General features: G+C 60.4%; 21 protein-coding genes. 4 read left to right on the top strand and 17 right to left on the bottom strand.

All coding sequences use genetic code 11. The features are described 5' to 3' along the window. The first annotated feature begins 88 nt into the window (after nucleotides 1–88). Nucleotides 89–1,618, top strand: coding sequence for an aldehyde dehydrogenase (NADP(+)) (locus ASC90_RS09880; RefSeq protein ID WP_056540169.1), 1,530 nt, complete (start codon nucleotides 89–91; stop codon nucleotides 1,616–1,618). A gap of 453 nt (nucleotides 1,619–2,071) precedes the next feature. Here ASC90_RS09880 and ASC90_RS09875 read toward each other — a convergent pair whose 3' ends face one another. The 11 genes from ASC90_RS09875 to ASC90_RS09825 all read right to left on the bottom strand — a co-directional run bounded on the left by ASC90_RS09875 (nucleotide 2,072) and on the right by ASC90_RS09825 (nucleotide 16,874). After that, complete coding sequence (locus tag ASC90_RS09875) at nucleotides 2,072–3,700, bottom strand: GMC family oxidoreductase (RefSeq protein WP_056539025.1); 1,629 nt, start codon at nucleotides 3,698–3,700, stop codon at nucleotides 2,072–2,074. Beyond that, a complete protein-coding gene (locus ASC90_RS09870; RefSeq protein ID WP_056539022.1) occupies nucleotides 3,697–5,226 on the bottom strand; it encodes an FGGY-family carbohydrate kinase in 1,530 nt (509 codons plus the stop codon). Before ASC90_RS09870 ends, ASC90_RS09875 begins: the two co-directional genes overlap by 4 nt. A gap of 31 nt (nucleotides 5,227–5,257) precedes the next feature. After that, complete coding sequence (locus ASC90_RS09865) at nucleotides 5,258–6,076, bottom strand: class I fructose-bisphosphate aldolase (protein ID WP_200950881.1); 819 nt, start codon at nucleotides 6,074–6,076, stop codon at nucleotides 5,258–5,260. Then, nucleotides 6,073–7,821 carry a glycerol-3-phosphate dehydrogenase/oxidase gene (locus ASC90_RS09860; RefSeq protein ID WP_056539015.1) on the bottom strand — a complete coding sequence of 583 codons (1,749 nt, stop codon included), beginning with the start codon at nucleotides 7,819–7,821 and terminating at the stop codon, nucleotides 6,073–6,075. The genes ASC90_RS09865 and ASC90_RS09860 overlap by 4 nt, the downstream gene beginning before the upstream one ends. A 9-nt stretch (nucleotides 7,822–7,830) precedes the next feature. Then, the gene (locus tag ASC90_RS09855) at nucleotides 7,831–8,826 is read right to left on the bottom strand and encodes an aldo/keto reductase (protein WP_056539013.1); all 996 of its coding nucleotides are present in this window, start codon (nucleotides 8,824–8,826) and stop codon (nucleotides 7,831–7,833) included. Further along, on the bottom strand, nucleotides 8,823–9,827 hold the full coding sequence (locus ASC90_RS09850) for a sugar-binding transcriptional regulator (protein ID WP_056539011.1): 1,005 nt from the start codon (nucleotides 9,825–9,827) through the stop codon (nucleotides 8,823–8,825). Before ASC90_RS09850 ends, ASC90_RS09855 begins: the two co-directional genes overlap by 4 nt. 1 nt (nucleotide 9,828) lies before the next feature. Next, nucleotides 9,829–10,818, bottom strand: coding sequence for an ABC transporter permease (locus tag ASC90_RS09845; RefSeq protein ID WP_156392896.1), 990 nt, complete (start codon nucleotides 10,816–10,818; stop codon nucleotides 9,829–9,831). 28 nt (nucleotides 10,819–10,846) lie between these two features. After that, complete coding sequence (locus ASC90_RS09840) at nucleotides 10,847–12,391, bottom strand: sugar ABC transporter ATP-binding protein (RefSeq protein ID WP_056539006.1); 1,545 nt, start codon at nucleotides 12,389–12,391, stop codon at nucleotides 10,847–10,849. A 70-nt stretch (nucleotides 12,392–12,461) separates the two neighbouring features. After that, the gene (locus ASC90_RS09835) at nucleotides 12,462–13,493 is read right to left on the bottom strand and encodes a substrate-binding domain-containing protein (RefSeq protein ID WP_056539003.1); all 1,032 of its coding nucleotides are present in this window, start codon (nucleotides 13,491–13,493) and stop codon (nucleotides 12,462–12,464) included. A gap of 174 nt (nucleotides 13,494–13,667) precedes the next feature. After that, nucleotides 13,668–14,783: an ionic transporter y4hA gene (locus ASC90_RS09830; RefSeq protein ID WP_056539000.1), complete on the bottom strand. Its 1,116-nt coding sequence runs from the start codon at nucleotides 14,781–14,783 to the stop codon at nucleotides 13,668–13,670. A 285-nt stretch (nucleotides 14,784–15,068) separates the two neighbouring features. Continuing rightward, complete coding sequence (locus tag ASC90_RS09825; protein ID WP_056538997.1) at nucleotides 15,069–16,874, bottom strand: diguanylate cyclase; 1,806 nt, start codon at nucleotides 16,872–16,874, stop codon at nucleotides 15,069–15,071. 156 nt (nucleotides 16,875–17,030) lie between these two features. Here ASC90_RS09825 and ASC90_RS09820 point away from each other — a divergent pair, with 156 nt between their 5' ends. Then, on the top strand, nucleotides 17,031–17,780 hold the full coding sequence (locus ASC90_RS09820; RefSeq protein WP_056538994.1) for a cytochrome c biogenesis CcdA family protein: 750 nt from the start codon (nucleotides 17,031–17,033) through the stop codon (nucleotides 17,778–17,780). 18 nt (nucleotides 17,781–17,798) lie between these two features. Here ASC90_RS09820 and ASC90_RS09815 read toward each other — a convergent pair whose 3' ends face one another. From ASC90_RS09815 to cysG, 5 genes are read right to left on the bottom strand one after another with little or no spacing between them, the layout of a single operon-like run. Continuing rightward, nucleotides 17,799–19,010: a UbiH/UbiF family hydroxylase gene (locus tag ASC90_RS09815; RefSeq protein ID WP_056538991.1), complete on the bottom strand. Its 1,212-nt coding sequence runs from the start codon at nucleotides 19,008–19,010 to the stop codon at nucleotides 17,799–17,801. A 36-nt stretch (nucleotides 19,011–19,046) separates the two neighbouring features. Then, entirely contained in the window at nucleotides 19,047–19,559 is a 513-nt protein-coding gene (locus ASC90_RS09810) for a DUF934 domain-containing protein (protein ID WP_056538988.1), read from the bottom strand. 13 nt (nucleotides 19,560–19,572) lie between these two features. Continuing rightward, the gene (locus ASC90_RS09805; RefSeq protein ID WP_056538985.1) at nucleotides 19,573–21,243 is read right to left on the bottom strand and encodes a nitrite/sulfite reductase; all 1,671 of its coding nucleotides are present in this window, start codon (nucleotides 21,241–21,243) and stop codon (nucleotides 19,573–19,575) included. An 8-nt stretch (nucleotides 21,244–21,251) separates the two neighbouring features. Next, on the bottom strand, nucleotides 21,252–21,566 hold the full coding sequence (locus ASC90_RS09800; protein WP_056538982.1) for a DUF2849 domain-containing protein: 315 nt from the start codon (nucleotides 21,564–21,566) through the stop codon (nucleotides 21,252–21,254). A gap of 2 nt (nucleotides 21,567–21,568) precedes the next feature. Continuing rightward, nucleotides 21,569–23,005, bottom strand: coding sequence for a siroheme synthase CysG (cysG, locus tag ASC90_RS09795; protein WP_056538980.1), 1,437 nt, complete (start codon nucleotides 23,003–23,005; stop codon nucleotides 21,569–21,571). A 263-nt stretch (nucleotides 23,006–23,268) separates the two neighbouring features. Here cysG and ASC90_RS09790 point away from each other — a divergent pair, with 263 nt between their 5' ends. Further along, a complete protein-coding gene (locus ASC90_RS09790) occupies nucleotides 23,269–23,856 on the top strand; it encodes a nucleoside deaminase (protein WP_056538976.1) in 588 nt (195 codons plus the stop codon). A gap of 6 nt (nucleotides 23,857–23,862) precedes the next feature. Next, nucleotides 23,863–24,696 (top strand): nucleoside triphosphate pyrophosphohydrolase, encoded by an 834-nt coding sequence (gene mazG / locus ASC90_RS09785; protein WP_056538973.1) that lies wholly within the window; start codon nucleotides 23,863–23,865, stop codon nucleotides 24,694–24,696. Nucleotides 24,697–24,700: 4 nt separating this feature from the next. Here the strand turns inward: mazG and hflX are convergent, their stop codons facing one another. Further along, the gene (hflX, locus tag ASC90_RS09780; protein WP_056538969.1) at nucleotides 24,701–26,029 is read right to left on the bottom strand and encodes a GTPase HflX; all 1,329 of its coding nucleotides are present in this window, start codon (nucleotides 26,027–26,029) and stop codon (nucleotides 24,701–24,703) included. Between the last annotated feature and the right edge of the window lie 71 nt (nucleotides 26,030–26,100).

Here is a 26,100-nt window from a genome sequence, read left to right as displayed (position 1 = left end):
CCCGACCTATCGCATGGTGGATTGTATGAGCCACCATCAGACCGGACCCGCAGGGGTCTGGTGATTGGCAATTTCGAAAGGATGTATGATGACAGTCTCCGGCGATCTTCTAATCGGCGGCATTGCAGTGCGCGGCACGGCAGCCAAGTTTTCCGCAATCAATGCTGCCACCGGCGCTGCAATGGATCCCGCATTTGCAGGCGCGACGAAGGAAGACGTTGAAAAAGCAGCAGCATTGGCGTGGGAAGCTTTTCCGATCTACCGCGAAACGTCGCTCGAGCAGCGAGCCCTGTTTCTCGAAGCAATCGCCGAGGGCATTCTAGCGATTGGCGACGAGCTCATCATACGGGCAATGGACGAAACCGGCCTGCCTCGTGGACGTCTCGAAGGCGAGCGAGCGCGAACCGTCGGACAACTTCGCCTGTTCGCCAAGGAAGTGCGTGACGGAGCGTTCCAGGAGCTTCGTTTTGATCCGGCCGATCCGGATCGCAAGCCGGCGCCAAAGCCGGACCTGCGCCTTCGGAATGTGGCACTTGGACCGGTCGCGGTGTTCGGCGCGTCCAATTTCCCGTTGGCATTCTCGGTTGCTGGAGGCGATACTGCGTCGGCGCTTGCGGCCGGCTGCCCCGTTGTTGTAAAGGCTCATTCGGCACATCCGGGAACATCGGAGCTTGTCGGGAAAGCCGTCCAGCAGGCAGTTAACGCAAGTGATCTTCCGGCCGGCACCTTTGCAATGCTGTTCGATGCCGGGTTTGAAGTTGGACAGGCACTGGTGGCGGATCACAGGATACGCGCGGTCGGCTTCACAGGATCCCGTCGAGGTGGAACGGCGCTGATGAAGATTGCTTCCGAGCGCAAACAGCCTATTCCGGTCTATGCGGAGATGAGCAGCATCAACCCCGTTCTGTTGTTCCCACATGCTCTGCGCAGCCGCGGCGAGGCAATCGGAAAGTCCTTTGTCTCATCCCTGGTGCTTGGCGCAGGCCAGTTCTGCACAAATCCGGGCCTCATTATTGCTATCGATGGTGAAGGCCTCCAAACGTTCATCGCCAGCGCAACCGGAGCTCTGGCCGAGGCGCCTGCACAGACGATGCTGACGAGAGGCATCTGCGAAGCCTATCAGACCGGCGTTGCAAGGCTCAACGGCCACTCTGCCGTGCGGCAGCTCGCCAAGGGGAAACCCGGCGAGATGCAGCAGGCTACAGCAACCTTGTTCGAAACGACGGCCGCAGCTTTCCTCTCCGATCCTGCGCTGCAGGAAGAGATATTTGGCGCTGCCGGCCTTGTTGTCAGATGCGTCGATGAAGCCGAACTTACTCGGGTTGTCGATCACCTGGAAGGTCAGTTGACGATCGCATTGCATATCGACCAGGGAGATATGCAGGCCGCCAACAGCTTGGTACCGACGTTCGAGTTGCTTGCCGGCCGCATCCTGGTCAATGGATTTGGTACGGGCGTGGAAGTCTCGCCCGCCATGGTTCATGGCGGCCCGTACCCCGCCACCTCCGACGGCCGGTCGACCTCGGTCGGAACGCTGGCGATCTATCGCTTCCTGCGACCGGTTTCCTACCAGGATTTCCCGGCTGACCTCCTGCCGGCATCACTGCGCAACGCATAACGAACCGTCAAACCTTCGCTTCCGGACGATAGACCGGAAGCGAGTTCCGCGCTGCGCAACAAAACCAGACGACCCGCTGGCGGGCGACCACCACCTTATGGTCGAGCCTCCGATTTGGGGACTTGCCGAAATGTTGCTATGTGTCGTTTTCTGCTCGCCCAATAACTGAAGGGGCGGGTGAAAATGAGCTGGGTCAGCGGAATCTGTCCAATATGCCTCGCCAAATGCGGCGAAGCCCTGCCTAGGGTGGGTGACCAGCGAGAGATCAGCTGCTCAAGTTGCGGCCGATATCGCATTACCGGACTGGCGGAACAAGGCTTCCAGAACACGGCCGAGCCGGCGCGGCGGGCGGTTCTTCGCCAGGCGACAATGATCGCTGCTCGAAGTACGGAAGTGCCCCTCATCGCCAGCCACCTTCCAACCGGTTGATGCCAGCGGAAATGGAGCCGCTGTTCAGGCTCCGGCCGCCAAGATCATTTCCGCCGCCTTTTCGGCGATCATGATCACCGGCGAGTTGGTGTTGCCAGAAACGATCGTTGGCATGATCGAGGCATCAACGATCCGCAATCCGTTCATTCCATGCACCCGTAGCTCTGCGTCGACGACGGCGTGGCGATCGCTGCCCATCCTGCATGTTCCGACGGGGTGGAAGATTGTCGTGGCGATGTCCCCGGCGCGGCTGACCAGGTCCTCGTCACTTTGAAACGCTGCCCCCGGGAGCATCTCCTGCGGCCGGAACTTCGAGATTGCACTGGCTTGCATGAGACTGCGGGCGTGGCGAATGGATTTCACCGCAAGGATGCGATCGCCGCTGGTCGAGAGGTAATTGGGCCGGATTTCGGGTGCTACAGTCGTATCCGGGCCGGCGATGTGAACCGTCCCCCTGCTCTCCGGCCTCAGATTACAGACCGAGACCGTTACCGCGGGATAGCGGTGCAACGGTTCGCCGAGCCTGTCGGTACTAAGTGGCTGCACATGGTATTCGAGATCAGCCGTCGCGACCGCGGGATCGCTCTTTGCAAAGATACCGAGCTGGCTCGGCGCCATCGAGAGCGGACCGGAGCGACGTAGCGCATACTCAATCCCCATGCCGGCGCGGGCAAAGAGGTTGTGGTAGAGTTGATTGAGCGTCTTCGCACCCTCGATCTGGAAGACAGTGCGTATCTGGAGGTGATCCTGCAGGTTCTCGCCGACGCCGGGAAGCGCATGGACTACGTCAATGCCTGCGGACGGCAGCAGATCCGGGCGGCCGATGCCGGAGAGTTCGAGAATCTTCGGCGAGTTGATGGCGCCCGCCGAGAGGATAACCTCGCGTCCTGCCTGCGCGACATGAAACCGCCCGTTCAACAGGAAACGAACTCCGCTTATGCGCCCGCCATCGGACCGCAGCTGCTGCGTCTCGGCGCCGGTCAGGACACGCAGATTGGGCCGCTTCATTGCCGGGCGCAGAAAGGCCTTGGTGGTATTCCAGCGAACGCCGCTACGCTGGTTGACCTCGAAATAGCCGGAGCCTTCGTTGTCACCGTCATTGAAATCGTCCGTCTTCGGAATGCCCAGCTCTTCGGCTGCGTCACGAAACGCATCGAGAATTGGCCAGGAGAGCCGCTGCCGTTCCACCCGCCATTCGCCGCCGGCCCCGTGCATGCCCGATTTTCCGCGATAGTTATCCTCCGATTTGAGGAAATAAGGCAGCACGTCATCCCAACCCCAGCCGACATTGCCCGCTTGCCGCCAGCCGTCATAGTCCGCCGCCTGGCCGCGCATGTAGATCATTCCGTTGATCGACGAACAGCCGCCGAGCACCTTTCCGCGCGGATAGGGAAGCGTGCGGCCGTTGAGCCCGGCTTCCGCGGCGGTTTTCATCATCCAGTCGGTGCGCGGATTGCCCATGCAAAAGAGATAGCCGATCGGGATATGCACCCAGTGATACCGGTCGCTGCCGCCAGCCTCGAGCAAGAGGACACGGTTCGTCGGATCCGCTGATAACCGGTTTGCAAGCACGCATCCGGCTGACCCGGCTCCGACGATGATGAAATCGTACGACCCGGCATCGACGAGACCTACATTTGAAAGCTCGTTCACGCTGCCACTCCCGCCGCCATCGTGCGGACAGAGGCCAGTCGCCGCCAAATCGGCGCCATGGCCTCGGCGATGTCGCGGTAGAGTCCATAGCGTCGCGCGTAGTGGTCCTCCAGAACGGAATTCGGGACGTAGTTGCGTTCCATCCGAACCATCGACGCTGCACCGGCGGCAAAGCTCGAGAAAACACCCACGCCGGCTCCCGCCGTGATCGCTGCACCGAGCGCACCTGTTTCACGCGAGCGCGCGATGGACACCGGCACACCAAGGACATCGGCAAATATCTGCGGCCAGACCATGCTGCGCGAACCTCCGCCCGACAACACGGCTTCATCGAATGTAGCGCCGGCGGTGCGCATCGTTTCGATATGTTGGCGGTGGCCGAAGGCCACGCCTTCGAGTACCGCACGAACCATGTGCCCCTTGCTATGCCAACCGGCAACACCATAGAAACCGGCGCGGGCATTGCCGTCCTGCTGGGCGCCATAGAGGAAAGGATGATACAGCGGATCGTCGGCAGCAGGTTCGATGGCCTCCGCAAGCACTCCGCATAGATCGAAGGGCGAACGCCCGTCCGGCGAAACGTCAGGGAAGAATTCTCGAACCAACCATTCGAGGTTGGCAGCAGAGGTGGCGCTGGACTCAATCGCCATATAGCGCTCGCGGTCGAAGGTTGACGACATGAAGACCGGGCCTGCCAGTTGCGGCGTGTCGATGATTACCTGGTTGACGCTCCATGTCCCGGTAATGATCGAGGCCGCTCCAGTCCGGGTTACGCCGGAGCCAATGGCGGAGGCGACCACATCGAACAAACCGCCGACAACAGGCGTTCCCGCCGCAAGCCCCGTTTGCGCCGCGGCCGCCGTCGTGACGCGGCCGGCGACGTCGGAGCTTTCGATCAGCCGCGGCAGCATCTCCAGGCAGTCGCCAAGACCATAGGCTTCCATCAATGTGCGGTCGTAGCGGCGGTTGGCGACATCAAGCAGGCCGCAGCCGGTCATGTCGGAGACCTCGCTGACGCGAACGGCGGTCAGGCGATTGACGATGAAGTCCTTGCACAAAAACACGGTGCCAACCTTGCTGAATGTCTCCGGTCTATGGCGCTTCAGCCAGGCAAGCAGCGTCGGGGTCTGCGACGGCCATGGACGTTGCTGCCCGATCGGATAGCTCCGATCACCGACTCCCTGCGCTTGCCATTCCTCCACGAGGGCCGCAGCGCGCGTATCCAGGGACTGAATTCCCAGGAGAGGCTGGCCATCGCGGTCGAGCGCGTAGAGGCCGTTTCCATGACCGGCGCAACCGACAGCGATGATCTCTTCCGGTCGGATCGCCGCCTGTTCCAGGCAGGTACGCATGACCTGGCACGCGTTGGTCCAGAGTTCATCCAGCCCGCGCTCGACATGGCCGGGGCACGGCATGCGGCTATGTCCCTCCGCGGATGCTGCGGCGATTTCGTTGCCTTGCCGGTCAAAGATCACCGCCTTGATAACGGTATTGCCGGCGTCGAGCCCTAACAGATAATCTCCCATGCAGAACCCCTCCAAGGTTCAGACTTTCACTTCAGCCGCGCTGATAGAGCGCGAAGGCTTCCTCGCCGCCGGCGTCCTCATGCACGATGGCCATCAGCCCTTGCACAACAGCGCTTGGGTTGGCGTGCTGATAGATGTTGCGCCCATAGACCATGCCCAGCGCGCCCTGTCGCATCAAGGCCGCAGATTTGTCGAAGACGGCGCGAAGATCTTCCTTGCCGCCGCCACGCACCAGAACCGGGCATCGCGCCGCCTCCACGACCCTGTGGAAATCCTCCGCGTTCGTTGTCGGATCAGCCTTGACGATATCCGCACCCATCTCACGCGCAAGCCGCGTCAGGGTGACGATCTTTTCGGCATCGCCGTCGACCATGTACCCGCCCCTTTCCGTGACCGGCTGCATCACCAGCGGCTCGATCATCAGCGGCATCCCGTACTTGTCGCAGTCCGCCCGCACACGCGCGATGTTCTGCACGCACTGACGAAACAAGTCGGGCTCATCAGGCAGCATGAAAAGATTGACCACGACGCAGGCAGCATCCATCTCGATCGCGCCGATCAGCGGCTCAGCCTCGTTCTGCAACACGGCCCACATGTCCCGGTGGCGAAGCCGATTGTAGGGGTTGCCCATGTCGATCCGCATCACCATTGCCGGCTTGTCCCTACCTGCAATATCCTGCAGCAGGTCGGCCTGACCATAGTTCATCTGGATGGCGTCAGGCGCTGCTGCAACCAGAGCCTTGACGACCGACGACATGTCCTCAAGGCCGCTGAGGAAGGACGGTTCATTGCAGACGCCGTGATCGATCGCCACGTCCAGGCAACGACCGCCGCCGAACAGCCGGTTCATCCGGACTTTGCTGTTGTTTCGCATTCCATGCTCCTTTGTTCGTTCCGTGCGGAAAGGGTGATTTCATCCACGCCATGCCGTTCGCGCAGAAGGGTGAGAAAGCGGCCGCGCTCCGTCGCGCGTTGCTCAGGTGTCCACCCCTTCTCCGCCACCAGCAGATCGAGGACGGTATCCGTCATCTCAAGCGACAGGGTGCCGGTGATGGCAAGTGTCGTGCGCCTGAGCAGTACGTCGTCCAGCCGTTCGACAGCCTCGTTCCTGATGAGAAAGAGAAGTTCGCGGGCGGAGTAGCCGGGATGCGGCAGCAACGTGTCAGGCGCGGCAGCAACGAATGCTGCCATCGCGTCCGCCTCGGTCCCGTAGCGGGCAAAGAGCTCCGCCATGCGCGCACCGGAAATCCCCCGTCCCGCCGCAGTCTCAGCGATCCAGGCGGCGCGATCCAGGGGAAACCGTCGGCCGCCCCCGATCGGCCGCTCCGCCGTGTCTATGCTGCGTGCCTTGCCCAGACGTTCCAGAGCCAGGTCGGCTGCAAGTTCGCCAAACGATCGGAAGGTGGTCCATTTGCCCCCAACCATGCACAGCACCGATGGGCCGCCATCATTGGTTTCGACAACCGTACAGAAATGGTCGCGCGGGATGCGCCCGGTGAAGCTGTCCTTGCTCGCCGGGAGCGGCCGTACGCCAGAGAACTGAAAGCTGATCTCTTCCGGTCGGATTTCAATGCCGGGAAGAACAAAGGCCAGCGATTGCAGGATGTAATCGCGTTCATCCGCTTCGCAACGCGCTGTTTCGGGGTCGTCGACGCGAATGTCGGTCGAGCCGACGAGCACCTTGCCCAGATAGGGGAAGAGGATGCAAATCCGTCCATCCTCATTCTCGTAGTAGATCATATGGTCAGCCAGCGCTTCATACAGCGCCGCGTTATCGATGACGAGATGGGATCCCTTGGTGCCCCCCATCAACGACGTCGGTCGTGTTTCCGGCGTAAAGAGAGTGCCATTGGTGATGTCGATCCAGCCCCCTGTTGCGTTGATGATGAGGGCCGGGTCGATGGCCGTAGAGGAGCCGCCGATTGTGTCGTGAACGACGAACTGGCCCGGACCGGTCGTGCGAATGTCGACGTAGTTGAGTGCCCGCGCCTCTGTGTTTGCAAAGAGACCATCATGCAACAACTCGATCCCAAGGCGCTCCGGGTGACTCACCCAGGCATCGTAGTAGGTCGCCGAACTCTTGATGTCTGGACTAAGCGCCGGCCATTTCGCAAGTGTCGTGCGTCTTCCGCGAAACTCATGACGCGGCATCATCGGCCGCTTGCGCGTGAGGAAATCATAGATGCTGAGCCCCATCTTGATCGCAACAGCGCCGCGACGGCTGGGGCGGCGGGTCAATCCCAGGAAACGGACGATGCCGTTGCCAAGTCCGGACAGGACGTCAAAGATCGGGACGGTTGTTGGCAAAGGGGTGACGTAGTGCTGCGCATTGCGCAACAGACGGTCGCGCTCGACCAGCGATTCCTGTACCAGCTTGAACTCGCCGTTCTCCAGATAGCGAAGACCGCCATGTACCATTCGCGACAGCCCGGCGCTTGCGCCGGAGCAATAGTCGTTCCTCTCCACAAGGAGCACATTCAGCCCCTGCAACGCCAGCTCCCGGAAGACGCTGATGCCGTTGATCCCGCCGCCGATGACACACACGTCCACCTTCGGGCTTTGGCGCAGCCCGTCAAATGTCTGTTCACGCTTCATGGCGATCCGTTACCTGTCCATGGCCGTCAGCTTCGCCGCAATGGCTGCATCGATGGCCGAATGATCTTCTGCATCGAGCCGTATGGTCCCGGCCCGGGCATTGTCGAGCGCCTGCGAAGGGTTGCGCGCACCGCAAAGAGCAAAGGTGATGCCGGGCTGCGCGAGCGTCCAGGCGATGACGGTTTGTGCGAGGCTTGCTGCGTGCTTGTCGGCAACCGGCCGGATCGTGGTGGCGAAAGCCGCGGCCTTTTCGCGGTTGGCAACCGAAAAGCGCGGATTGTCACGACGCTGGTCATCGCCGGAAAAGATCCTGTCAGGCCCGATGACGCCGGACAGCAGGCCGAGAGCGAGGGAGGAATAGCTCAGCGTCGAAATGCCGTTCGCCTGGGTTAGCGGCAGAAGATCGGCCTCGATCTCCCGGTCGATCATGCTGAAACGCTCCTGGATGGCATCCAGCCCCCCGACGGCAATGTAGGCTTCGAGTTCGGCGGCATTGACATTGCTGGCACCGATCGCGCGGACCTTTCCCGAGGCCTTCAGCTCCTCCAGTGCCCGCATAGTTTCATCGATTGCGGTTGTCGGATCCTGCCAGTGGGTGATGTAGAGATCAATGTAGTCGCTGCGTAGACGGCGCAGGCTCTCTTCGATTTCGTGGAAGATTGCGTCTCGGCCGAGATAGCGGTGGACCGGATTGCCGTTTTGATCGAAGAAATGCTTGCCCTTGTTCGTGTGCCAGACGAGGCCGCACTTGGTGGCAATGACGGCGGTGTCGCGGCGGCCTTTCAAGGCCTTGCCGACTATCTCTTCCGATCGGCCAAGCCCGTAGGCGGGCGCAGTATCGATCAGCGTAACCCCGGCGTCGAGTGAGGCCTGAATCGCGGCGATGGATTCAGCCTCATCCGTGCCTCCCCACATCCAGCCGCCGATCGCCCATGTCCCAAGGCCGACCGCCGAAGCGGCTACACCGGACTTCCCGATCTCGCGTAACAACTGTTGCCCGCTCATACGCGCTGTCCCTTGCCGCTTGCCAGCGCGAGAACGCGCGCGCCGGTGGCCTCGTCGGTGACAAGCGTATCGAGATGATGACCACGCATGACGCTCAGGATCGGTCCGGCCTTGTTCGGCCCGCTAGCCACCCCGATCTTCGTCGGTATGGACGCGAACTCGGGAAGAGTCAGTGACACTAGCGACCGGTTGAGGCTGTAGTCGCAGACACCGCCCTGATCGTCGAGCAGGTGGGCCAGCAATTCGCAGGAGGCGCCGGAGCGCTCGATCGCCACGCGGTCCGTACTCGACGATGGATGAAGGTCGTAGTAGCTGGAGTCGTCCGACAGAATGGAGCCGATGCCGACAACCGCAACCTTGGCCTCGCGCGCTCGTTTGAACACGTCAGCGACCGAACGCATATTGATCAGCATGCCGCGTTCGGCTGCGCTGTCGGCAAACAGCGGCGCATGGATCTGGAATGAGCGTCCCCCGAGCCGGTCAGCCATCATCGTCGAAACGTGGTTGACGTCGGTGTAGTGCTTGCCCTGGACACATCCCGTTGCCGGGATGACCTCGACGTCGAAGCGCCGTGGCGGCTGAAGCCCGGCGACGACGGCGCTGACGCCCTTGCCGCCGGTGATGCAGATCGTGTCGCCGTCCGAGATCCCCTCAAGCAGCAGGCGCGCCGCCGCTTCACCGACTGCCTGCAAGGCAGTACGCGCATTATCGGAAACGGTCGGCACGACGATGACACGACTGATGCCGCCAAGCGCGAGCAGCTGTTCCTCCATGTCGACAAGCGGCTCGACCGGGGACTTGATCTTGATTTCCACGAGACCAAGCTGTCGGCCGCGCTTGATCAGGCGGTTGACTGTGGCGTGCGAAATCCCGAGTTGATCGGCGATCTGCGCCTGAGTCAGACCTTCCAGGAAGTGCAATACGAGCGCTTGGTGCATCTGCCGCGCGATGACTATTTCCTCGCGCGGCATGGAAACGATCTTGGGTTTTGCATTCGGCATATCAGGCAGCCTTCCGCTTGTGCAGGAAATGGTCGATCGAGACGGCGGCAAGCAGAATGCAGCCTTTTATCATGTCCTGCCAATAGACCGAGACGTTGAGCAGGATCAAAGAGCTGGTGACCACGGACAGCAACGCAATACCAAGGATGGCGCCCAGGATGGTGCCGGAGCCGCCGCTGAGCGAGGCTCCGCCGATCACGGCGGCTGCAATGATGTTGAGTTCCATGCCGACACCGAAGGTGGGGGTCGCGGCACCGAAGCGCGACATGTAGATGACGCCAGCAACGCCCGACAAGGTAGTGCAGAGCACGGTAACCCAGAACTTCACCTGGTTCGTCCTGATACCGGAATAGAGCGCCGCCTTCTCGTTGCTGCCGGTGTAGAAGACCTTGCGGAACGCCGTCGCCCGGCGCAGCAGGAAGTCGAACAGCGCAACGATCGCGACGAAGATCAGGATGACGTAAGGGATGCCGTGGAAAGTGCCCTGCCCGATCGCCTTAAACGATGGCGGCAGCGTGAACAGCGATAGCGGCGTTCCCTTCGTGATGACCAGACAGACACCGCGCACGATGACCATTGCGGCAAGCGACGTAATGAAGTGGTTGAGCCCGATGACCGTTACGAAGAATCCCATGACACAGCCAATCAGCGCGCTGGCGAGAATGCCGATCAACGAAGCGCTCCATGGATCCATTCCCATCAGAAATAACGACCCCGACAGGACCATGGAAAAGCAGACCACGGATCCGACCGAAAGATCGATACCGCCAACGATCAGAAGGATCGTCATTCCGACAACAACAATGCCCTCCACCGAGAATGACATCAACATGGCTCTGAAATTGCCGAGCGTGAGGAAGTGCGGCGAGGCAAAACTCATGAGGATGCAGAGCACGAGAATAATCGCAATCAGCCCAGCCTCTCTCATCGTCCCCAGCCTCCTCCAGGAAGAGGGGCGGTCCTTCGTCACCGCCAATGCATGATCTGCCATTGCCTGTTCTCCCGTCCCTGTCTTGTCTTCAGACGGCATGCTCTGATGCCTTCGATGTGTTGTTCTGGCTTCCGCCGATCCCAGAGGCGAGCCTCATGACGGACTCCTCGGTCATCGCCTCTCCCTCTACGTTTCCGGCGACCGTGCCGTCGCGAATGACGATTGCCCGGTCGCAGAGACCGAGAAGCTCCGGCAGTTCCGACGTGATGACGACGATGCCGATCCCGGAGCGTGCGAGGTCACGCAGTAAGCGATGAATTTCAGATTTTGCGCCGACATCGATCCCGCGCGTCGGCTCGTCCATGAGAATCACTTTCGGATTGACCGCCAATTGCTTGGCGATGGCGACCTTCTGTTGATTGCCACCGGAGAGCGATGAGACCGGCATGTCGATCCCGCCCATCCGAACACCAAGACGGCGTGCAAGTTTCTGTGCCCGCTCGGCCTCAGCCTTGGCATCCAACAGGCCGAACCGTCCGGTTAGCGACTTGAGATCGAGGGCGGCAATGTTCTTCGCGATCGACAAATCGAGAAAGACACCCGATCCCTTGCGATCCTCCGACAGGTAGACGACACCCGCCCGTACCGCACTTGCATAGGACGATGCGTCAAGGGTTTTGTCCCCCAAGCGAACATCGCCTCCTGTCGTGGTGCGCAGTCCACAGATGCCCTCGGCGATTTCGGTTCTGCCGGAGCCGATCAGGCCGCCGATCCCGAGAATTTCGCCTTTGCGCAGCTCGAAACTGACGTCTCTGAAGCGTGTACCGTCACCAAGGTTGCGAACCGAAAGAATAGGTTGGCCGGTGCGCTCCGCGAGCAGTCGCTTTTCCGGGTAAAGCTGTGTGATCTCTCGGCCGACCATGCTGCGGACCACATCGTCCGATGTCACATCTGAGAGCTTCTCCGTCGACACGTAACGTCCGTCGCGAAAGACCGTGACGCGGTCGCAGAGGCTGAATATCTCCGCCATGCGATGGCTGATGTAAACGATCGAAATGCCGTGCGCCTTCAGATCGTTGATAATCCCGAACAGGACCTGCGCTTCCGCCTCCGTCAGCGCCGCCGTCGGCTCGTCGAAAATCAGCACGCGGCAGTCGAGCGTCAGCGCCTTGGCGATCTCGACGAGCTGCTGGCTGGATATCGGTAGATCTCCCACCTTCCGGCGGACGTCGATCGGGGCAAGACGGCTCATCACCGCTTGGGCGTCCCGCTCCAGCTTGGCGAAATTCATGAACGGCGAGCGTCGTTTGTTCGTCGTCGCCATGAACATGTTCTCGGCAACCGTCGCATCCGGGCAAAGTGCGATCTCCTGGTGTACCAACCCGATGCCCAGCGACTGGGCCACCGCCGGAGAGGTGATCTTGACGGTAGCTCCGTCTACGAGAATTTCTCCCTCATTCGGTTGCAGCACACCGGCAATGATGTTCATCAGCGTCGATTTACCCGCACCGTTTTCGCCGCATAGCGCATGCACTTCGCCCCTCTCAAGGCGGAAGGTCACATCAGTCAGAGCCTTGATGGCGCCAAAATGCTTGCTGATATTGCGTATCTCAAGGACCGGCGCTTCCGCCATCGCAGCTCTCCCTTCCGATGCTTTGCAACGGCGGCCCGGGGGTTTGCCCCGGACAGCCGCACTACAAAGCTTACTCCTCGATACCCTTCGTACCCCGACGCTGCAGGTACTTGTCCCAGTAGAAATCGTCGGCATTGGCGGCCGTCACGATCGAAAGCCCGTTGTCGACGACGGGAATGCTCATCGGATTGAAGCCCGAGCGTTTCGCGTCGTTCATCGGATCGATCAGCTCCGGATGCTTGGCAAGCCACAGCATCATGAAACCCATGTAACCCTGCATGCCCTGGTTCGGGTTGATCGAGCCGAAGACTTCCCCGGCCTTGATCATGTCGAGAATGTTGGCGTTGACATCGGCGCACATGACAAGGATCTTTCCGCCGCTTTCCTTGTTGGCCTGAGCCGCACCGATCGCAGAGTTTGCCTCCGGCATGAACACCGCATTGAGGTTCGGATGCGCCTGCACCAGGCTCATCAGACCCTGGTAGGCCTTGTTCGGATCCTGGTTCGACGCCGCCCGTCCGACGAGCTTCATATCGGGATATTTCTCTTCCATCCGCGCAATGAAGGCGGCAATGCGCTTGTCGTGGTTGTCCTGTCCCGGATTTTCCAGAACCGCATATTCCCCCTTGCCACCCAGCTTCTCGGCAATCGCGTCGGCCGCATAGGTGCCTTCGCGCGTATTGTCGGAGGTGATGAAGGAAATTCGCTTGGACAGCGGCGAATCCGCAGCAAAGGTGACAACTGCGGTGCCCTGATCGATCGCGCGATTGATCGGCTCGATGAAGGGATCCGAATTCATCGGGTGAACGAGGATACCGGCCGGGTTTTGGGCAAGCGCCTGATCGAAAGTCGCGATCTGCTTGTTCACGTCATATTCCGGTGTGCCGGTGTAGGCGGTTTCGCAGCCAAGCTGCTGACCGGCCTGCTTGAACATCTCGTAGACCGGGAACCAGTATTCGACGCCCGACACCATGACGTTCATGACGTACTTTTCGCCGGGTTTGCAGCGAAACGGGTTTTCGGTTTCGACCGCTGACGCGGCCGTGCTCAATGTAGCCACGGCCAGAACGGCCATCGCGGTCGTGCTCAGAAAATTGCGCAAAGTTCCTCCTCGAGGCCGAAGCCCCTCCCAAAAAGCCGATGGCGCGCATGGCGCCTTGTTCGTGAAACCGGATTTCCTCCTCGAACCCCGGTGATCGCAGTTAGCCTTGGGACAAGACGAATGTCAATATAATTCACGTACTGAAATATATTTCAGTCAATTATGATGGCGAGGTCAAGGAACCGCCGAAACCAGCAGGAAGACAACGAAAATCACCAGATGGATTTCGCCCTGAAGCACAGTGGTGCGCCCGGTACCAAGCGTCAGGGTTCCAACGAACAGGGTGAGTACCAGCAGCGTCACATTCGCGGAGGAGATACCTAGCGCCAGGTCGTGGTTGATGAGGAGCGAGACGACCGCGACCGTTGGGACAGTGAGGCCAATGCTGGCGATGGCCGAGCCGAGCGCCAGGTTGATACTGTTCTGAAGTTGGTTCTTGAGAGCCGATTTCGCGGCGGCCATACCTTCCGGCAACAATACGATGGCGGCGATCACCACGCCGACGAATGCAGGCGGCAGTCCCGCTGCGGCAACCCCCTGGTCCAGAGCCGACGATAGAACCTTGGCAAGCAGGACCACGGCAGTCAACGAAACCAGCAGAAGCGCCAGACTTGCCACCGAGACGCGATCAGACGGCTTTTCGGGCTCGGGCATGGCCACCTTCACCTGCGGGTTCACCGCAACTGGAGCATCGAGAAAATAATCGCGATGCTTGACGGTCTGCACAAAAACAAAGGCGGCCCAGAGCCCCAGCGATGCCGCACCTATGACCATAACCTGGGTACGGGAGTAGGACGGGCCCGATACCGTGAGCGTAAAATTCGGCAAGATCAGCGTCAGGGTGGCCAACGTACCGAGTACAGCTAAGGCGGATGATGCCCCTTGCAACTGAAACGTCTGCTCGAAGTGTCGCCGTCCGCCTAACACAAGGCACAGACCGACCACCCCATTGAGCACAATCATCACAGCCGCAAAAACCGTGTCTCGTGCTACCATTTCACTGCCTTCGACGCCCGAGATCATGATCGACACGATCAGCGCGACTTCAATGACCGTGACGGCGACGGCCAGCAATATCGAGCCAAACGGCTCGCCGAGTTTGAGCGCCAGCAGCTCGGCATGGTGAACGGCAGCGAATACCGCCGCCAAAAGCAACAATCCCGCGATTATCAGCACGAACGTTGCATCGGCTGGAACGATATGAAGGAATTTCAATGCCAGCAATCCGATACCGAGCGCTGGTATGACCCAACTCCACATTGGGATCGACGCATAATGGTGATCCGCCATAGGCAGTCTCTCTCTTCAGCTGTTCGATATCTTGGAGGCGATAGGACAGCGACCGGAAACACCCCGGACCGCCGGATTGGGAAACGCTGGAACCACGTCACCATAAAGACTAGCGTGCTTCGTCACGTCTGAAAAGCCGGCGACACTGTCAAAACAGGTCACCCGGTCGCAGCGGTGCGGTCGACCGGGCGCACGCTGTTCGTCAAGCTCGTGACTTACGGAGATAGCGGACAGGAGGCCGGCGCGCCTGGGATCAATGTGCCGCCTAGGGTCTTCCGCGGGCACTTACGCGGAATCACGTCTTCTCCCCCCGTCAACGAGAGCCGATGCCAGAACCGTCATGTTTCGCCCGCGCGCCTTAGCCTCGAGCAAGGCCGTGTCCGCGCGTGTCAGCAGCGACGCTACCGAACCGCTGTCGCGCGACGATGCAAGGCCGATCGACACCGACACGGCACCGAGAATTCGGCCACGGTGCGACAGTGGCGCGCTGCGGATGTTGGATCTGACGCGCTCGGCCAGTTCCAATCCTTGCGCCTCGTCCATTCCCGGAATCAGAGCGGTGAACTCCTCGCCGCCAAATCTGTAGGCGTGGCCCGCCGCGCCGATTGTGTCGCTGATGATATGGGCCACATAGCGCATCACTTCGTCGCCGGCATCATGGCCGAACTCGTCGTTGAAGCGCTTGAAATGATCTATGTCGATCATCATGCAGGCCAGGAGTTCCGTCCCCCGATCCCGCGCGTGCCGGTTCATATCCTCGTCCAACGAGCGCCTGTTATAGAGGCTGGTCAGCGCATCGCGGATCGACAGGTTCGTCAGCTTGTCTCGCAGCTGCAGATTGGCGGTGGCCAGACCGACGTTCTCGGCGATCAATTCGAGATAGAGACGTGACGTTTCGGCCTGCAGTTGGCCCTCCGGGCGTTCTTCGAAATACAGCAGACCAATCGCATCTCCCTGGGCCGTCAATGGCACGCACAGGCCCGGAACATCCGAATCATCGAGATGCTGGCAGTTGATGTCGCTATGTTCGCGGGCGCTGACATGTGGCCGACCGCGGCGCAGCCCCCAACAGGCGCTGGCCGGAAATGACGCCTCGGAATGTTGCGGATCGAGCCAGCTGGCGATGCGCGCCAATGTCGTCCGGCTTTCGTTCATGATGTAAAGATGCCCGGCGAGCGCTGGAAAAATCTGCGGGGCGAATAGCGCCACCACCTCGGCGAGTTCGGTCTGTGTCTGGCAGGCTTGCAACCTATGCATCATTTGCAGGATCAGGTCCTTGGTCTGCTGGTCACGCCGACGCTCCGCGTCAAGGCGATCGCGCTCCAGGCCGTTCTCGCGGAAGATGTGGATGGCCTCGTTCATCTCGCCGATCTCGTCGCGCCGGCGATCAAGCGGAACATCGACATCGTAGTCCTGCCTGGCCAGCCGGCTGACGATCCCGGTCATGCGGGTGAGTGGCATCGCAACACGCCGCTTCAAGATGAAGTAGAGGACGCCGAGGAACAGGGCCGCCGTCAACGCAAGCAGTGTCTTGGCAAGCAAACTCCACCAGTCGCTCTGTGACTGCGCGTCCCGCACCACCGCTTCCGTGCGAGCGTTCGTCAGTTCGCGAAAACGGGTGACTGCACCAAGCAAAGCGGTCTGAAGCCGATCGTGCTCCGGCCCGAAAAGCAATTGCCTGGCGCCGACCTGGTCGCCGGTTCCAAATGCGGAGATCGCTGCAATCTCGATCTTGTCCAGGGCTTCGGCATCGCGCGCGACTTCTTCAAGGGCTGCCAACTCCGCGGCCGTTGCGCCGATTTCCCGAACGCCTTTGATTGCGCCCTCTCGTCGCCGTTCCTCGTCCTCTCTGCCATGGAAAGCATCGAGGTGCCTCTGATCTCCCCGCATCACATAGAGACGGGCTGCGTCGGTTCGCTCTTCGGCACCAAGCGCCAGCTCCTCGCCGAGCACATCAAGCTCCAGGTGCTCCTGAACGGCTGTCCTCTCGCGTGTTGCGCTATAACCAGACAGGATGAACGCACCGCCCGACAGCACGGTCAACACAACGGTGACACCATAGGCCCAATTGGTGATTGTGCTTATTCGCATGTGCGCAAACTAGTCTTTTTGAATTGCCAGACAATTAACCCGAACGTGTTCCCGACTTCATCATCAGACGCGCGGCGACACGCAAAAAGGTGATTGGCGGGATTGGGTATGCTGCGGTAGGAATTCGCCAACATTGCCCGCCGCCGGAGAGACCACTTGTCGATTGCAGATATTTCGTTGCTGAGTGCGCTGATTGCCGGAGCGCTGTCTTTCCTGTCGCCTTGCGTCCTTCCGCTGGTACCACCCTACCTCTGTTATATGGCTGGCATTTCCGTCGAGCAATTCCGGGGCGGCGGCGCTGTCGTCGTCGCACCTGATGTACGCCGCGGCGTGCTGTTTTCCGCGTTGTTCTTCACGCTCGGCTTCGCCACCGTGTTCGTCGCGCTGGGCGCCGGGGCATCAAGCATTGGCATGGCGCTTCGCCAGCATCTCGATCTGCTGGCAAAGATCGGCGGCCTCATCATCATCATCATGGGCCTCAACTTCCTCGGTCTGTTCAGAATTGACTTGCTGGCACGGGAAGCACGTTTTCAGAGCGGAGGAAAGCCTGCGACGTTGACTGGCGCCTATGTGATGGGACTCGCCTTCGCGTTCGGCTGGACGCCCTGCATCGGCCCGGTCCTTGGCGCCATCCTCGGCGTTGCCGCCTCGCGCGAAACGGTCGGTTCGGGTGCCGGTCTCCTGGCCGTCTACTCACTCGGTCTTGCAATTCCATTCTGGATCGCGGCCGGCTTTTCCGGTGCATTCATGGGCTTCCTGACGCGCTTTCGGCGGCATCTGGGCACAGTCGAAAAGGCGATGGGCGTGTTCCTGATCTTGACAGGCCTCGCCTTCATGTTCGGATTCGTCAGCGATGCAGCAATCTGGTTCCAGCAGACCTTTCCAGTCCTGATGAAAATCGGCTAGCTGGCAGCGTCCCGACCATCAAGCTTTCTTCCGGCTTAGCTTTTCTCTGATCGCCGCCGGAATGTCACGCAATCCGCGACCGGGCTCGATCCCCTCGCGCATGACGATGTTGCGAAGCGGTGTGATCGCCGACAGGATATGCAGACCGGCGGCGCGCAGCACTTGTACCGGCAGGAAACCCGACAGCAGCGAGCGGTTGAGGAGATCGACGCTGGCTGTGCGGGTCATGATGTCGGCGCGACGTTTGCGGTCAAACTGATCGCCGGCATCGGCTGCCACCGGCATTTCGGGACGAGCACAGAGAATGTCGGCCAACGACATCACGTCGCGCAGGCTGAGGTTCAACCCTTGCGCGCCGATCGGCGGAAAGACGTGAGAGGCCTCGCCAATCAACGCCACGCGTCCCTTGCCGGATCGATGTGCCATCATACCCGAAAGCGGCCAGAGCTGGACGCCTTCCTCGACGGTCACCTTGCCGAGCAACGACTGCATCCGGTCCTCGACGACGCTGCTCAACTCCGCAAGCGAGAGCTCGTTGCGAGCCGCCGCATCAGACGGACTCTGCACCCAGACGAGACTGGAGCGGTTGCCGGGCAACGGCACCTGCGTAAAGGGTCCACTTTCCGTGTGAAACTCGGTGGAGATGTTTTCGTGCGGGAGTGAATGCGCAAAGTTCAGCACCATGGCCGATTGCGGATAGGACCAGCTGCGCACGCCGATGCCCACCGTCTCGCGTAGTTTCGACTTACGCCCGTCCGCGCCGACCGCAAACCCGGCCGACACAACCTGGCCGTCTGCCAGCGTGATCGATATGGATTCGGCCGTTACGTCCACCACATCGGCGAAGGAACTGAAGCGCGTGATGTTGCCCTCGGCGACAACGGCGCTTTCCAGCACCTCCATCAGCGCCTTGTTCGGAAAATTGTAGCCGAATGCGTCGAGGCCGACTTCGGCGGAGCGGAAGGTGGTCGTCGGCGCTCGCAGCAGCCGATTCGTGCCATCTATGATGCGCATCGTTGCGAGCGGCGCAGCTGACGGCTTGAGCTTTGCCCACAGCGTCAGACGATCGAGAAAGCGGATCGACTGATCCATCAGCGCGGTCGTGCGCTGGTCTTGCCGCGGGGCCGGCGGCGCGACAAGTGCCACATGGCGGCCGCCGCGCGCCAGCGCTATCGCGGCGATCATACCGGCCAACCCGCCACCGATCACCACTATTTCGAAGGTCTTCATTGCACCGTTCCGCTGTTCTATAACGGCGAGCGGGCCTTATACAGCCGGCTTCGCCTGACGGCGCCAACTATAGCCCTTGCCGGCGTCCGCGTCACGCGCAGCCGGCTGATAATAATGCGGAATTTCGGGAAGGCGCTTTTCGGCAAGGCGCTTCAATGCGGTCTCGTTGCTGACCGCAAAGCTGTCGATTCCGACCCGCAGCATCAGTGGCACCTGATCGATCAGCACGTCGCCCACCGCGCGAAGCTCGTTGGTGTAGCCGAGACGATCGCGCAGCAGCGACGCATGGCTGAAGGCCCGACCGTCGTTGAAGGCCGGGAATGCGACCGCTACAATTTCCAGCCGGTAAAGATAAGGTTCGAGCTTGCGGACATCGTCAGCCGGATTGATCAGCACGCCGAAACCAACCTCGTTGCTTTCGTCAGCCCTGGCAATCAACTCATCCAGGCCGAGGAGAGGCTTCTGCCCCTCGCCCGCCTTGACTTCTTCGGTCTCGATCACCCACGGATCGTTTTCGACGAAACCGGTTTCTCTCCAGATCTTGGTCATCGTCTTTTTCTCCTTATGCCGCTTCCGCCGCCGAACCGTAGAGCGCATCCTTGAATGGCTGGGGGCCAACGCGACGATAGGCTTCCAGGAAGATTTCAGACGAATCCTTGCGGAGCCCCAGATAGGTGTTGACGATCGTTTCGATGGCGTCGGTTACTTTGCTCGGCTCGAAGCCACGGCCAATGATCTCGCCGATGGATGTGTGCTCGTCGCCTGAACCGCCAAGCGTAATCTGATAGAGTTCGGCACCCTTCTTTTCGACACCGAGAAGGCCGATATGGCCGACGTGGTGATGGCCGCAGGCGTTGATGCAACCGGAAATCTTGATCTTCAGCTCACCGATCTCAGCCTGGCGATCCGCATCGCCGAAACGACGGGAGATCTCCTGGGCGAGAGGGATGGAGCGTGCATTGGCGAGCGCGCAGTAGTCCAAGCCGGGACAGGCAATAATGTCGGTGATCAGCCCGGCATTGGCTTCGGCAAGATCGATCGCGACCAGACCGCGGTAGACCAGTTCGAGATCCGCAAGCGCCACATGGGGCAGGATCAGGTTCTGCTCATGACTGACACGAATCTCATCGAAGGCATATTCCTCGGCAATGTCCGCGATCGCGTCCATCTGACCGTCCGAAGCGTCGCCGGGAATGCCGCCAATCGGCTTCAACGAAATCGTGACCATGCCATAGTCAGGGTTCTTGTGGGGCTGCACATTCTGTTGCACCCAACGGGCAAAGGCCGGATCTGCCTTCTTCCAGCGTGCAAGGTTTTCCCAACCTTCGGCCCGCTCGGGCAGAGCCGGCGGCGCGAAATAGGCGGTGATAGCCTGCACGTCGGATTCCGGGAGCTTCAGCTCAGTGTCCTTCAACGCAGCAAATTCGATCTCGACTTGACGCGCCAGTTCTTCGGCACCCGTTTCGTGAACCAGGATCTTGATGCGAGCTTTGTACTTGTTGTCGCGGCGGCCATGCAGGTTGTACACGCGCATGACGGCGGTCGTGTAGGAGAGCAGATCCTCTTCCGGCAGGAAATCGCGGATCAGCTTGGCGATCATCGGAGTACGGCCCTGGCCGCCGCCGACATAGACCGCAAAGCCGATTTCGCCCTTGTCGTTCTTCTTGAGGTGCAGGCCGATGTCGTGGACCTGGATGGCGGCGCGGTCGCGCTCGGCACCGGTCACGGCAATCTTGAACTTGCGCGGCAGGAACGAGAATTCCGGGTGGACCGATGACCACTGGCGCAGTATTTCCGCATACGGGCGCGGATCTGCGACTTCGTCGGCCGCAGCACCGGCAAAGTGATCAGCCGTCACGTTCCTGATGCAGTTACCCGACGTCTGCATCGCGTGCATCTCGACAGTTGCGAGCTCCGCCAGCACATCCGGCATGTCGGAGAGCTTCGGCCAGTTGAACTGCAGGTTCTGGCGTGTGGTAAAATGGCCGTAACCGCGGTCATAAGTGCGCGCGACGTGGGCGAGCATGCGCATCTGCTTGGAGCTCAGCGTGCCATAGGGAATGGCGATGCGTAGCATGTAGGCGTGGAGCTGCAGATAGACGCCGTTCATCAGCCGTAGCGGCTTGAATGCATCCTCTGAAAGTTCACCGGAGAGGCGGCGCTGGACCTGATCGCGAAACTGCTCGACGCGCTCGGCGACAAAGGCGTGGTCAAATTCGTCGTAACGGTACATCTGTTTCCTCAGACTGCAATGAATTCGGGATCGGCCGGCTTGTAACCCGGCGCATATTCCATGGTCGGCCCCTGGGCGCGAATGCGCTCGCGAAGGCGGAGCGGCCACAGAACCCCGTTGGTTTCCTGAACTTCGATGACAGCCACGTCAACGACAAGATTGTTGGCATAGGACTTCTTGCCAATTTCCTCGAGGGCCGTGACGGCCTCGGCGTGGCGAGCAACGAGCGCGTCCTGCAGTGAGGTCACCCAAGCACCGTTGGCATCAAGCCAGACAGCAATGCCGTCTGTCAGCCGATTGGCCGTCAGAACCTTGTCTACCATATTTAGCTCCTTGCAAATTCCTCGGACCGCGCACGCTCACGCACCAGCGGTTCGGACAGTTCAAAATTGGCGCCTGCAACCGCATCGCCGATAATGACCATAACCGGTCCCATCAACTCGTCGCGATTCTGCAAATCGGGCAGATCGCGGAGTATCCCATGCAGCAGACGGCGATCGGCGCGGCTGGCGTTCTCGATGACGGCGACGGTGGTCTCCGATGGAAGGCCCGCCTGCATCAGGCGCGCTGCAACCGAAGCAGCAACCGTGCGTCCCATGTAGACCGCTATCGTGGCGCCGGATACGGCAAGACTTGCCCAGTCCGGTAACACATCACCGGTCAGATCGTGACCCGTGGTGAAGACGAGCGACGACGCAACACCGCGAAGTGTCAACGGCAGCTCGAAGTCGGCTGCGGCAGCGAATGCCGAGGTGATCCCCGGGACAACTTCATAGGAAATGCCGGCCACACGCAAAGCGGCCATTTCTTCCCCGGCCCGGCCATAGACCAGCGGATCGCCCGATTTCAGACGCACGACGCGCTTGCCTTCGCGTCCGAGATAGACAAGGAGGTCGTTGATCTCTTCTTGCGACTTGGAATGGCATCCCTTGCGCTTACCGACCGAGAGCCGCTCCGCGTCGCGTCGCCCCATATCGACGATCTCTTGCGGCACAAGCGCATCGTAGACAATCACATCGGCTTCCATCATTACGCGCTGCGCGCGCAACGTTAGCAAGTCGACCGCGCCCGGGCCCGCGCCGACGAGCCAGACATGCCCTTGCACCTTGTCAACCGATTGCAACAATTCGCTGGCAACACGTCTCGCCTGAGGCAGGTTTTCGTTGGCGACGGCATCGGCAACCGCACCGGAAAAGAACCGGCGCCAGAAAACGCGGCGTGCTGCGCCCTTGGGAACGAGATGTTCGACAGTCCTGCGGTAGCTGATCGCCAAATCCGCCAGCCGTCCGAGCGATGGCGCGAGCAACTGGTCGATCTGGGCCCGGATCATCTGCGCGAGCACAGGTCCCGCTCCCTCGGTGCCGATTGCAACAGCGACAGGCGCACGATTAACGAGCGCCGGCGTGAAGAAATCGCAATAGTCTGGCTGATCGACAGCGTTCGCCGGCACTTTCGCGGCACGCGCTGCGTCCACGATGGCCCGATCCTCGGCAGCCTGGCCAGTCGCCGCGAAAACCAGGACAGCACGTTGTACCTGGTCGGTCGCAAAGCCCTGCCGCACGGTCTCGATACGGTTGGCGATCAGGTAGGCGTGATAGTCTGCTTCGGGTCGATCTGCATAGGCGACGATCCTGACCTTGGTGTTTAGAAGCAGGCGTACTTTTGCAAAGGCTTCGTCACCATTACCGAACACAGCCGCAACCTTGCCCTCCACCCGGAAGAAGGCAGGAAATACCGACAACTGTTCACTCTTGGAAGGCATTCATCAATCCATTTCGAAGTTGCCGGAATATGCACTGTCTGCCTAGTTAAATGAAGAAACAGAAATTCCAAAGCCCACGCGGGCGCGTATTCTTTTACTCGGGTTGTCAATGATTTGAGCAAAACTCACCGGTATGGCGTCGGGAGCACACCGGCATTTGACGCGGCGCAACATAAAGGCTGTGACAAATCCAGTCGACAGGCGAAATCGACGTTTGCCTCTCGGGTCGCCGGCGATAGAGTGGTTCCACTAAGGAGAAAGCCATGCCGGACAACACCATCGCTGCCCGCCTGCTCAACGTCATGGAACAGGATATCCTGCCCTTGACCGAACGAGGCGTTGCCGTCGGCAACAAGGTGTTCGGCGCCGCCATTCTTCGCAAGTCCGATCTGTCCCTAGTGATCGCGGAAACCAACAACGAACTCGCGAACCCACTCTGGCACGGCGAAGTGCATACACTGAAGCGCTTCTATGAGCTTGGTGAAAAGCCCGCCACGAAAGACCTTATCTTTCTGTCGACACACGAACCATGCACGATGTGCATGTCGGCGATCACCTGGGCCGGCTTCGACAATTTCTACTATTTTTTCAGCCACGAGGACTCGCGCGACGCCTTTGCCATTCCGCACGACCTCAGGATTCTCAAAGAGGTCTTCGGGCTGGAACCTGGTGGCTACCGACGCCAGAACGCTTTCTGGAAGAGCTTTGCCATCGCTGATCTCGTCGAGGCGGAAAATGGGAAGCTGAAAGCCGACTTGAAAACACAGACGGCGCGGATCAAGGCCCGCTACGACGCGCTCTCGAATAGCTATCAATCGTCCAAGGGTGCCAACGACATTCCGCTGAACTGAGAGACCATGCAACCTTCAAAGGATATTTCGCGCCTGATCCAGATCATGGCTGACCTGCGCAACCCGGAGACGGGATGCCCATGGGACATCGTCCAGACCTTCGAGACAATCAAGCCCTATACGATCGAGGAGGCCTATGAGGTCTCGGACGCGATCGAACGCGACGACATGGACGACCTTTGCGACGAACTCGGCGATCTGTTGCTGCAGGTGGTTTTCCACGCGCGCATGGCTGAGGAAGCAGGAGAGTTTTCCTTCGGTGATGTCGTCGAGGCAATCACGACGAAGATGATCCGACGCCATCCCCATGTCTTCGCACGCTCCGACGCCGACACACCAGACGCCGTCAAGAAGCAGTGGGACGAGATCAAGCAGGCCGAAAAACGCGAGCGTGCCGAGCGGCGTGCAAGGCGGGGTCTGTCCGAAGATTTCAAGGCTGGATTTCTTGGATCAGTGCAGCGCAGTTTCCCCGCGCTCACCGAGGCACTCAAGCTGCAGGAGCGTGCTGCCAAAGTCGGCTTCGACTGGTCCGCGCCGGAACCGATCCTCGACAAGATCGAGGAGGAGATCGGCGAGCTTCGGGAGGCGTTGAAGCACGGCGATCAGGCGAAGGTCAGCGATGAACTCGGCGACCTGATCTTTGCTGTCGTCAACATCGGCCGGCACGTGAAAGCCGACCCGGAGCAGTCGCTTCGTGGAACGAACACCAAGTTTCGCCGCCGTTTCAATCACATCGAAACCACTCTTCACGCGGAAGGTGAAACGCTAGAGGCCGCAACGCTGGAGCGGATGGAAGAAATCTGGCAGGCGGCGAAAGCCATCGAGCGACAGCTCGCCTAGCGGGTTATTGCCAGTCCTCGCGCTGCGACTTCGGACCCTTCCCCAGCCGGCGCTCAAGTTCGACAGCCTCCGTCTCTGACAGGCGGACATCGAGCGTTATCGATCCATCCTCGTTGTCCTCGCGGCTATCGACGATAGCGTGATCGTAGAGCCAAGGAAGTAGCGCCAGCTTCTCGACAGGCAGCAGGACCGTCGCTTCGGTCAACACCCCGGACAACCTGAGGCTGATCTCATTCATCAAATGATCGACACCCTCGCCGCTGATCGCGGACACGGCAACGACATTCGCGGCGCCTTCTGACTTTTGCACGATTGCATCGTGAAACTCAGGTTCCAGACGATCGATCTTGTTCCAGACCTCGATGATGCGCTTGTCACCCTCGGCCTCGTCGATGCCAAGGTCCTTCAGGATCCGCAGTACGTCGGCGCTCTGCGCTTGATTGTCGACGTCAGCCATGTCGCGAACATGCAGGATCAGATCCGCTTCTAGTACCTCTTCGAGCGTCGCGCGGAAGGCGGCGACAAGGTGCGTCGGCAGATTGGATATGAAGCCGACGGTATCCGAGAGAATCACCGTCCGTCCATGCGGCAGCTTCATGCGCCGGAGCGTCGGGTCGAGCGTAGCAAACAGCATGTCTTCTGCAAGGACACCGGCACCGGTGATGCGGTTGAAGAGCGTTGACTTCCCGGCATTGGTATAGCCGACCAGTGCCACGATCGGGTGCGGCACCTTCCTGCGCTTGGCCCGATGAAGCTGGCGCGTACGAACCACCTGCTCCAGCTCCCGCTCGAGTTTGATAATGCGGTCCTGCAGCATGCGACGGTCGGCTTCGATCTGGGTTTCACCCGGCCCCCCCATGAAGCCGCCGCCACCGCGCTGACGCTCCAAGTGGGTCCAACTGCGGACCAGTCGGCCCTTCTGGTAGTTCAGATGCGCAAGATCAACCTGGAGCGTGCCTTCCTTGGTCGATGCACGACGGCCGAAGATTTCAAGAATGAGGCCGGTTCGGTCAATGACCTTGGCGTTCCATTCCTTCTCGAGATTGCGTTGCTGCACCGGCGTCAGTGGATGGTCGACGATCACCAGGCCCGAGTCATTCTCGTCGAGATGCGCCTTGATCTCTTCAATCTTGCCGCTGCCCATCAGCGTCGCGGGGCGTGGATCGTTCACGGAGACGATCATTCCCTTGACAACGTCAAGGTCAATCGCCTGCGCGAGGCCGGTCGCTTCTTCGAGGCGGCTTTCGGGCGTGCGCGTGACCGCCCCGGCACCTTCAGCATTACTTCCGCCCCGCCCCTGCTTGAGCACAGGCACGATGACGGTCGCACGCATATCGTCCCGATGCTTTGGGGCTTCCGGGATGATGGAATCGTTCTTGGTATCGCGTGTCGAGATAGTGGCAG

Origin of the sequence: Rhizobium sp. Root1220 (assembly GCF_001426265.1) — a bacterium.
In the GTDB taxonomy this organism is placed as follows: domain Bacteria; phylum Pseudomonadota; class Alphaproteobacteria; order Rhizobiales; family Rhizobiaceae; genus Rhizobium.
Note: the sequence above shows the minus strand (reverse complement) of the source record. Positions and strands in the feature narration are given on the sequence as shown.

Bases quoted from the DNA above. Each gene is read 5' to 3' on its own strand.
- ASC90_RS09880 (WP_056540169.1), top strand. From the start codon at position 89: ATGACAGTCTCCGGCGATCTTCTAATCGGCGGCATTGCAGTGCGCGGC.
- ASC90_RS09870 (WP_056539022.1), bottom strand. From the start codon at position 5,226: ATGGGAGATTATCTGTTAGGGCTCGACGCCGGCAATACCGTTATCAAG.
- ASC90_RS09865 (WP_200950881.1), bottom strand. From the start codon at position 6,076: ATGAACCGGCTGTTCGGCGGCGGTCGTTGCCTGGACGTGGCGATCGAT.
- ASC90_RS09860 (WP_056539015.1), bottom strand. From the start codon at position 7,821: ATGAAGCGTGAACAGACATTTGACGGGCTGCGCCAAAGCCCGAAGGTG.
- ASC90_RS09855 (WP_056539013.1), bottom strand. From the start codon at position 8,826: ATGAGCGGGCAACAGTTGTTACGCGAGATCGGGAAGTCCGGTGTAGCC.
- ASC90_RS09850 (WP_056539011.1), bottom strand. From the start codon at position 9,827: ATGCCGAATGCAAAACCCAAGATCGTTTCCATGCCGCGCGAGGAAATA.
- ASC90_RS09845 (WP_156392896.1), bottom strand. From the start codon at position 10,818: ATGGCAGATCATGCATTGGCGGTGACGAAGGACCGCCCCTCTTCCTGG.
- ASC90_RS09840 (WP_056539006.1), bottom strand. From the start codon at position 12,391: ATGGCGGAAGCGCCGGTCCTTGAGATACGCAATATCAGCAAGCATTTT.
- ASC90_RS09830 (WP_056539000.1), bottom strand. From the start codon at position 14,783: ATGGCGGATCACCATTATGCGTCGATCCCAATGTGGAGTTGGGTCATA.
- ASC90_RS09825 (WP_056538997.1), bottom strand. From the start codon at position 16,874: ATGCGAATAAGCACAATCACCAATTGGGCCTATGGTGTCACCGTTGTG.
- ASC90_RS09815 (WP_056538991.1), bottom strand. From the start codon at position 19,010: ATGAAGACCTTCGAAATAGTGGTGATCGGTGGCGGGTTGGCCGGTATG.
- ASC90_RS09810 (WP_056538988.1), bottom strand. From the start codon at position 19,559: ATGACCAAGATCTGGAGAGAAACCGGTTTCGTCGAAAACGATCCGTGG.
- ASC90_RS09805 (WP_056538985.1), bottom strand. From the start codon at position 21,243: ATGTACCGTTACGACGAATTTGACCACGCCTTTGTCGCCGAGCGCGTC.
- ASC90_RS09800 (WP_056538982.1), bottom strand. From the start codon at position 21,566: ATGGTAGACAAGGTTCTGACGGCCAATCGGCTGACAGACGGCATTGCT.
- cysG (WP_056538980.1), bottom strand. From the start codon at position 23,005: ATGCCTTCCAAGAGTGAACAGTTGTCGGTATTTCCTGCCTTCTTCCGG.
- ASC90_RS09790 (WP_056538976.1), top strand. From the start codon at position 23,269: ATGCCGGACAACACCATCGCTGCCCGCCTGCTCAACGTCATGGAACAG.
- mazG (WP_056538973.1), top strand. From the start codon at position 23,863: ATGCAACCTTCAAAGGATATTTCGCGCCTGATCCAGATCATGGCTGAC.
- hflX (WP_056538969.1), bottom strand. From the start codon at position 26,029: ATGCGTGCGACCGTCATCGTGCCTGTGCTCAAGCAGGGGCGGGGCGGA.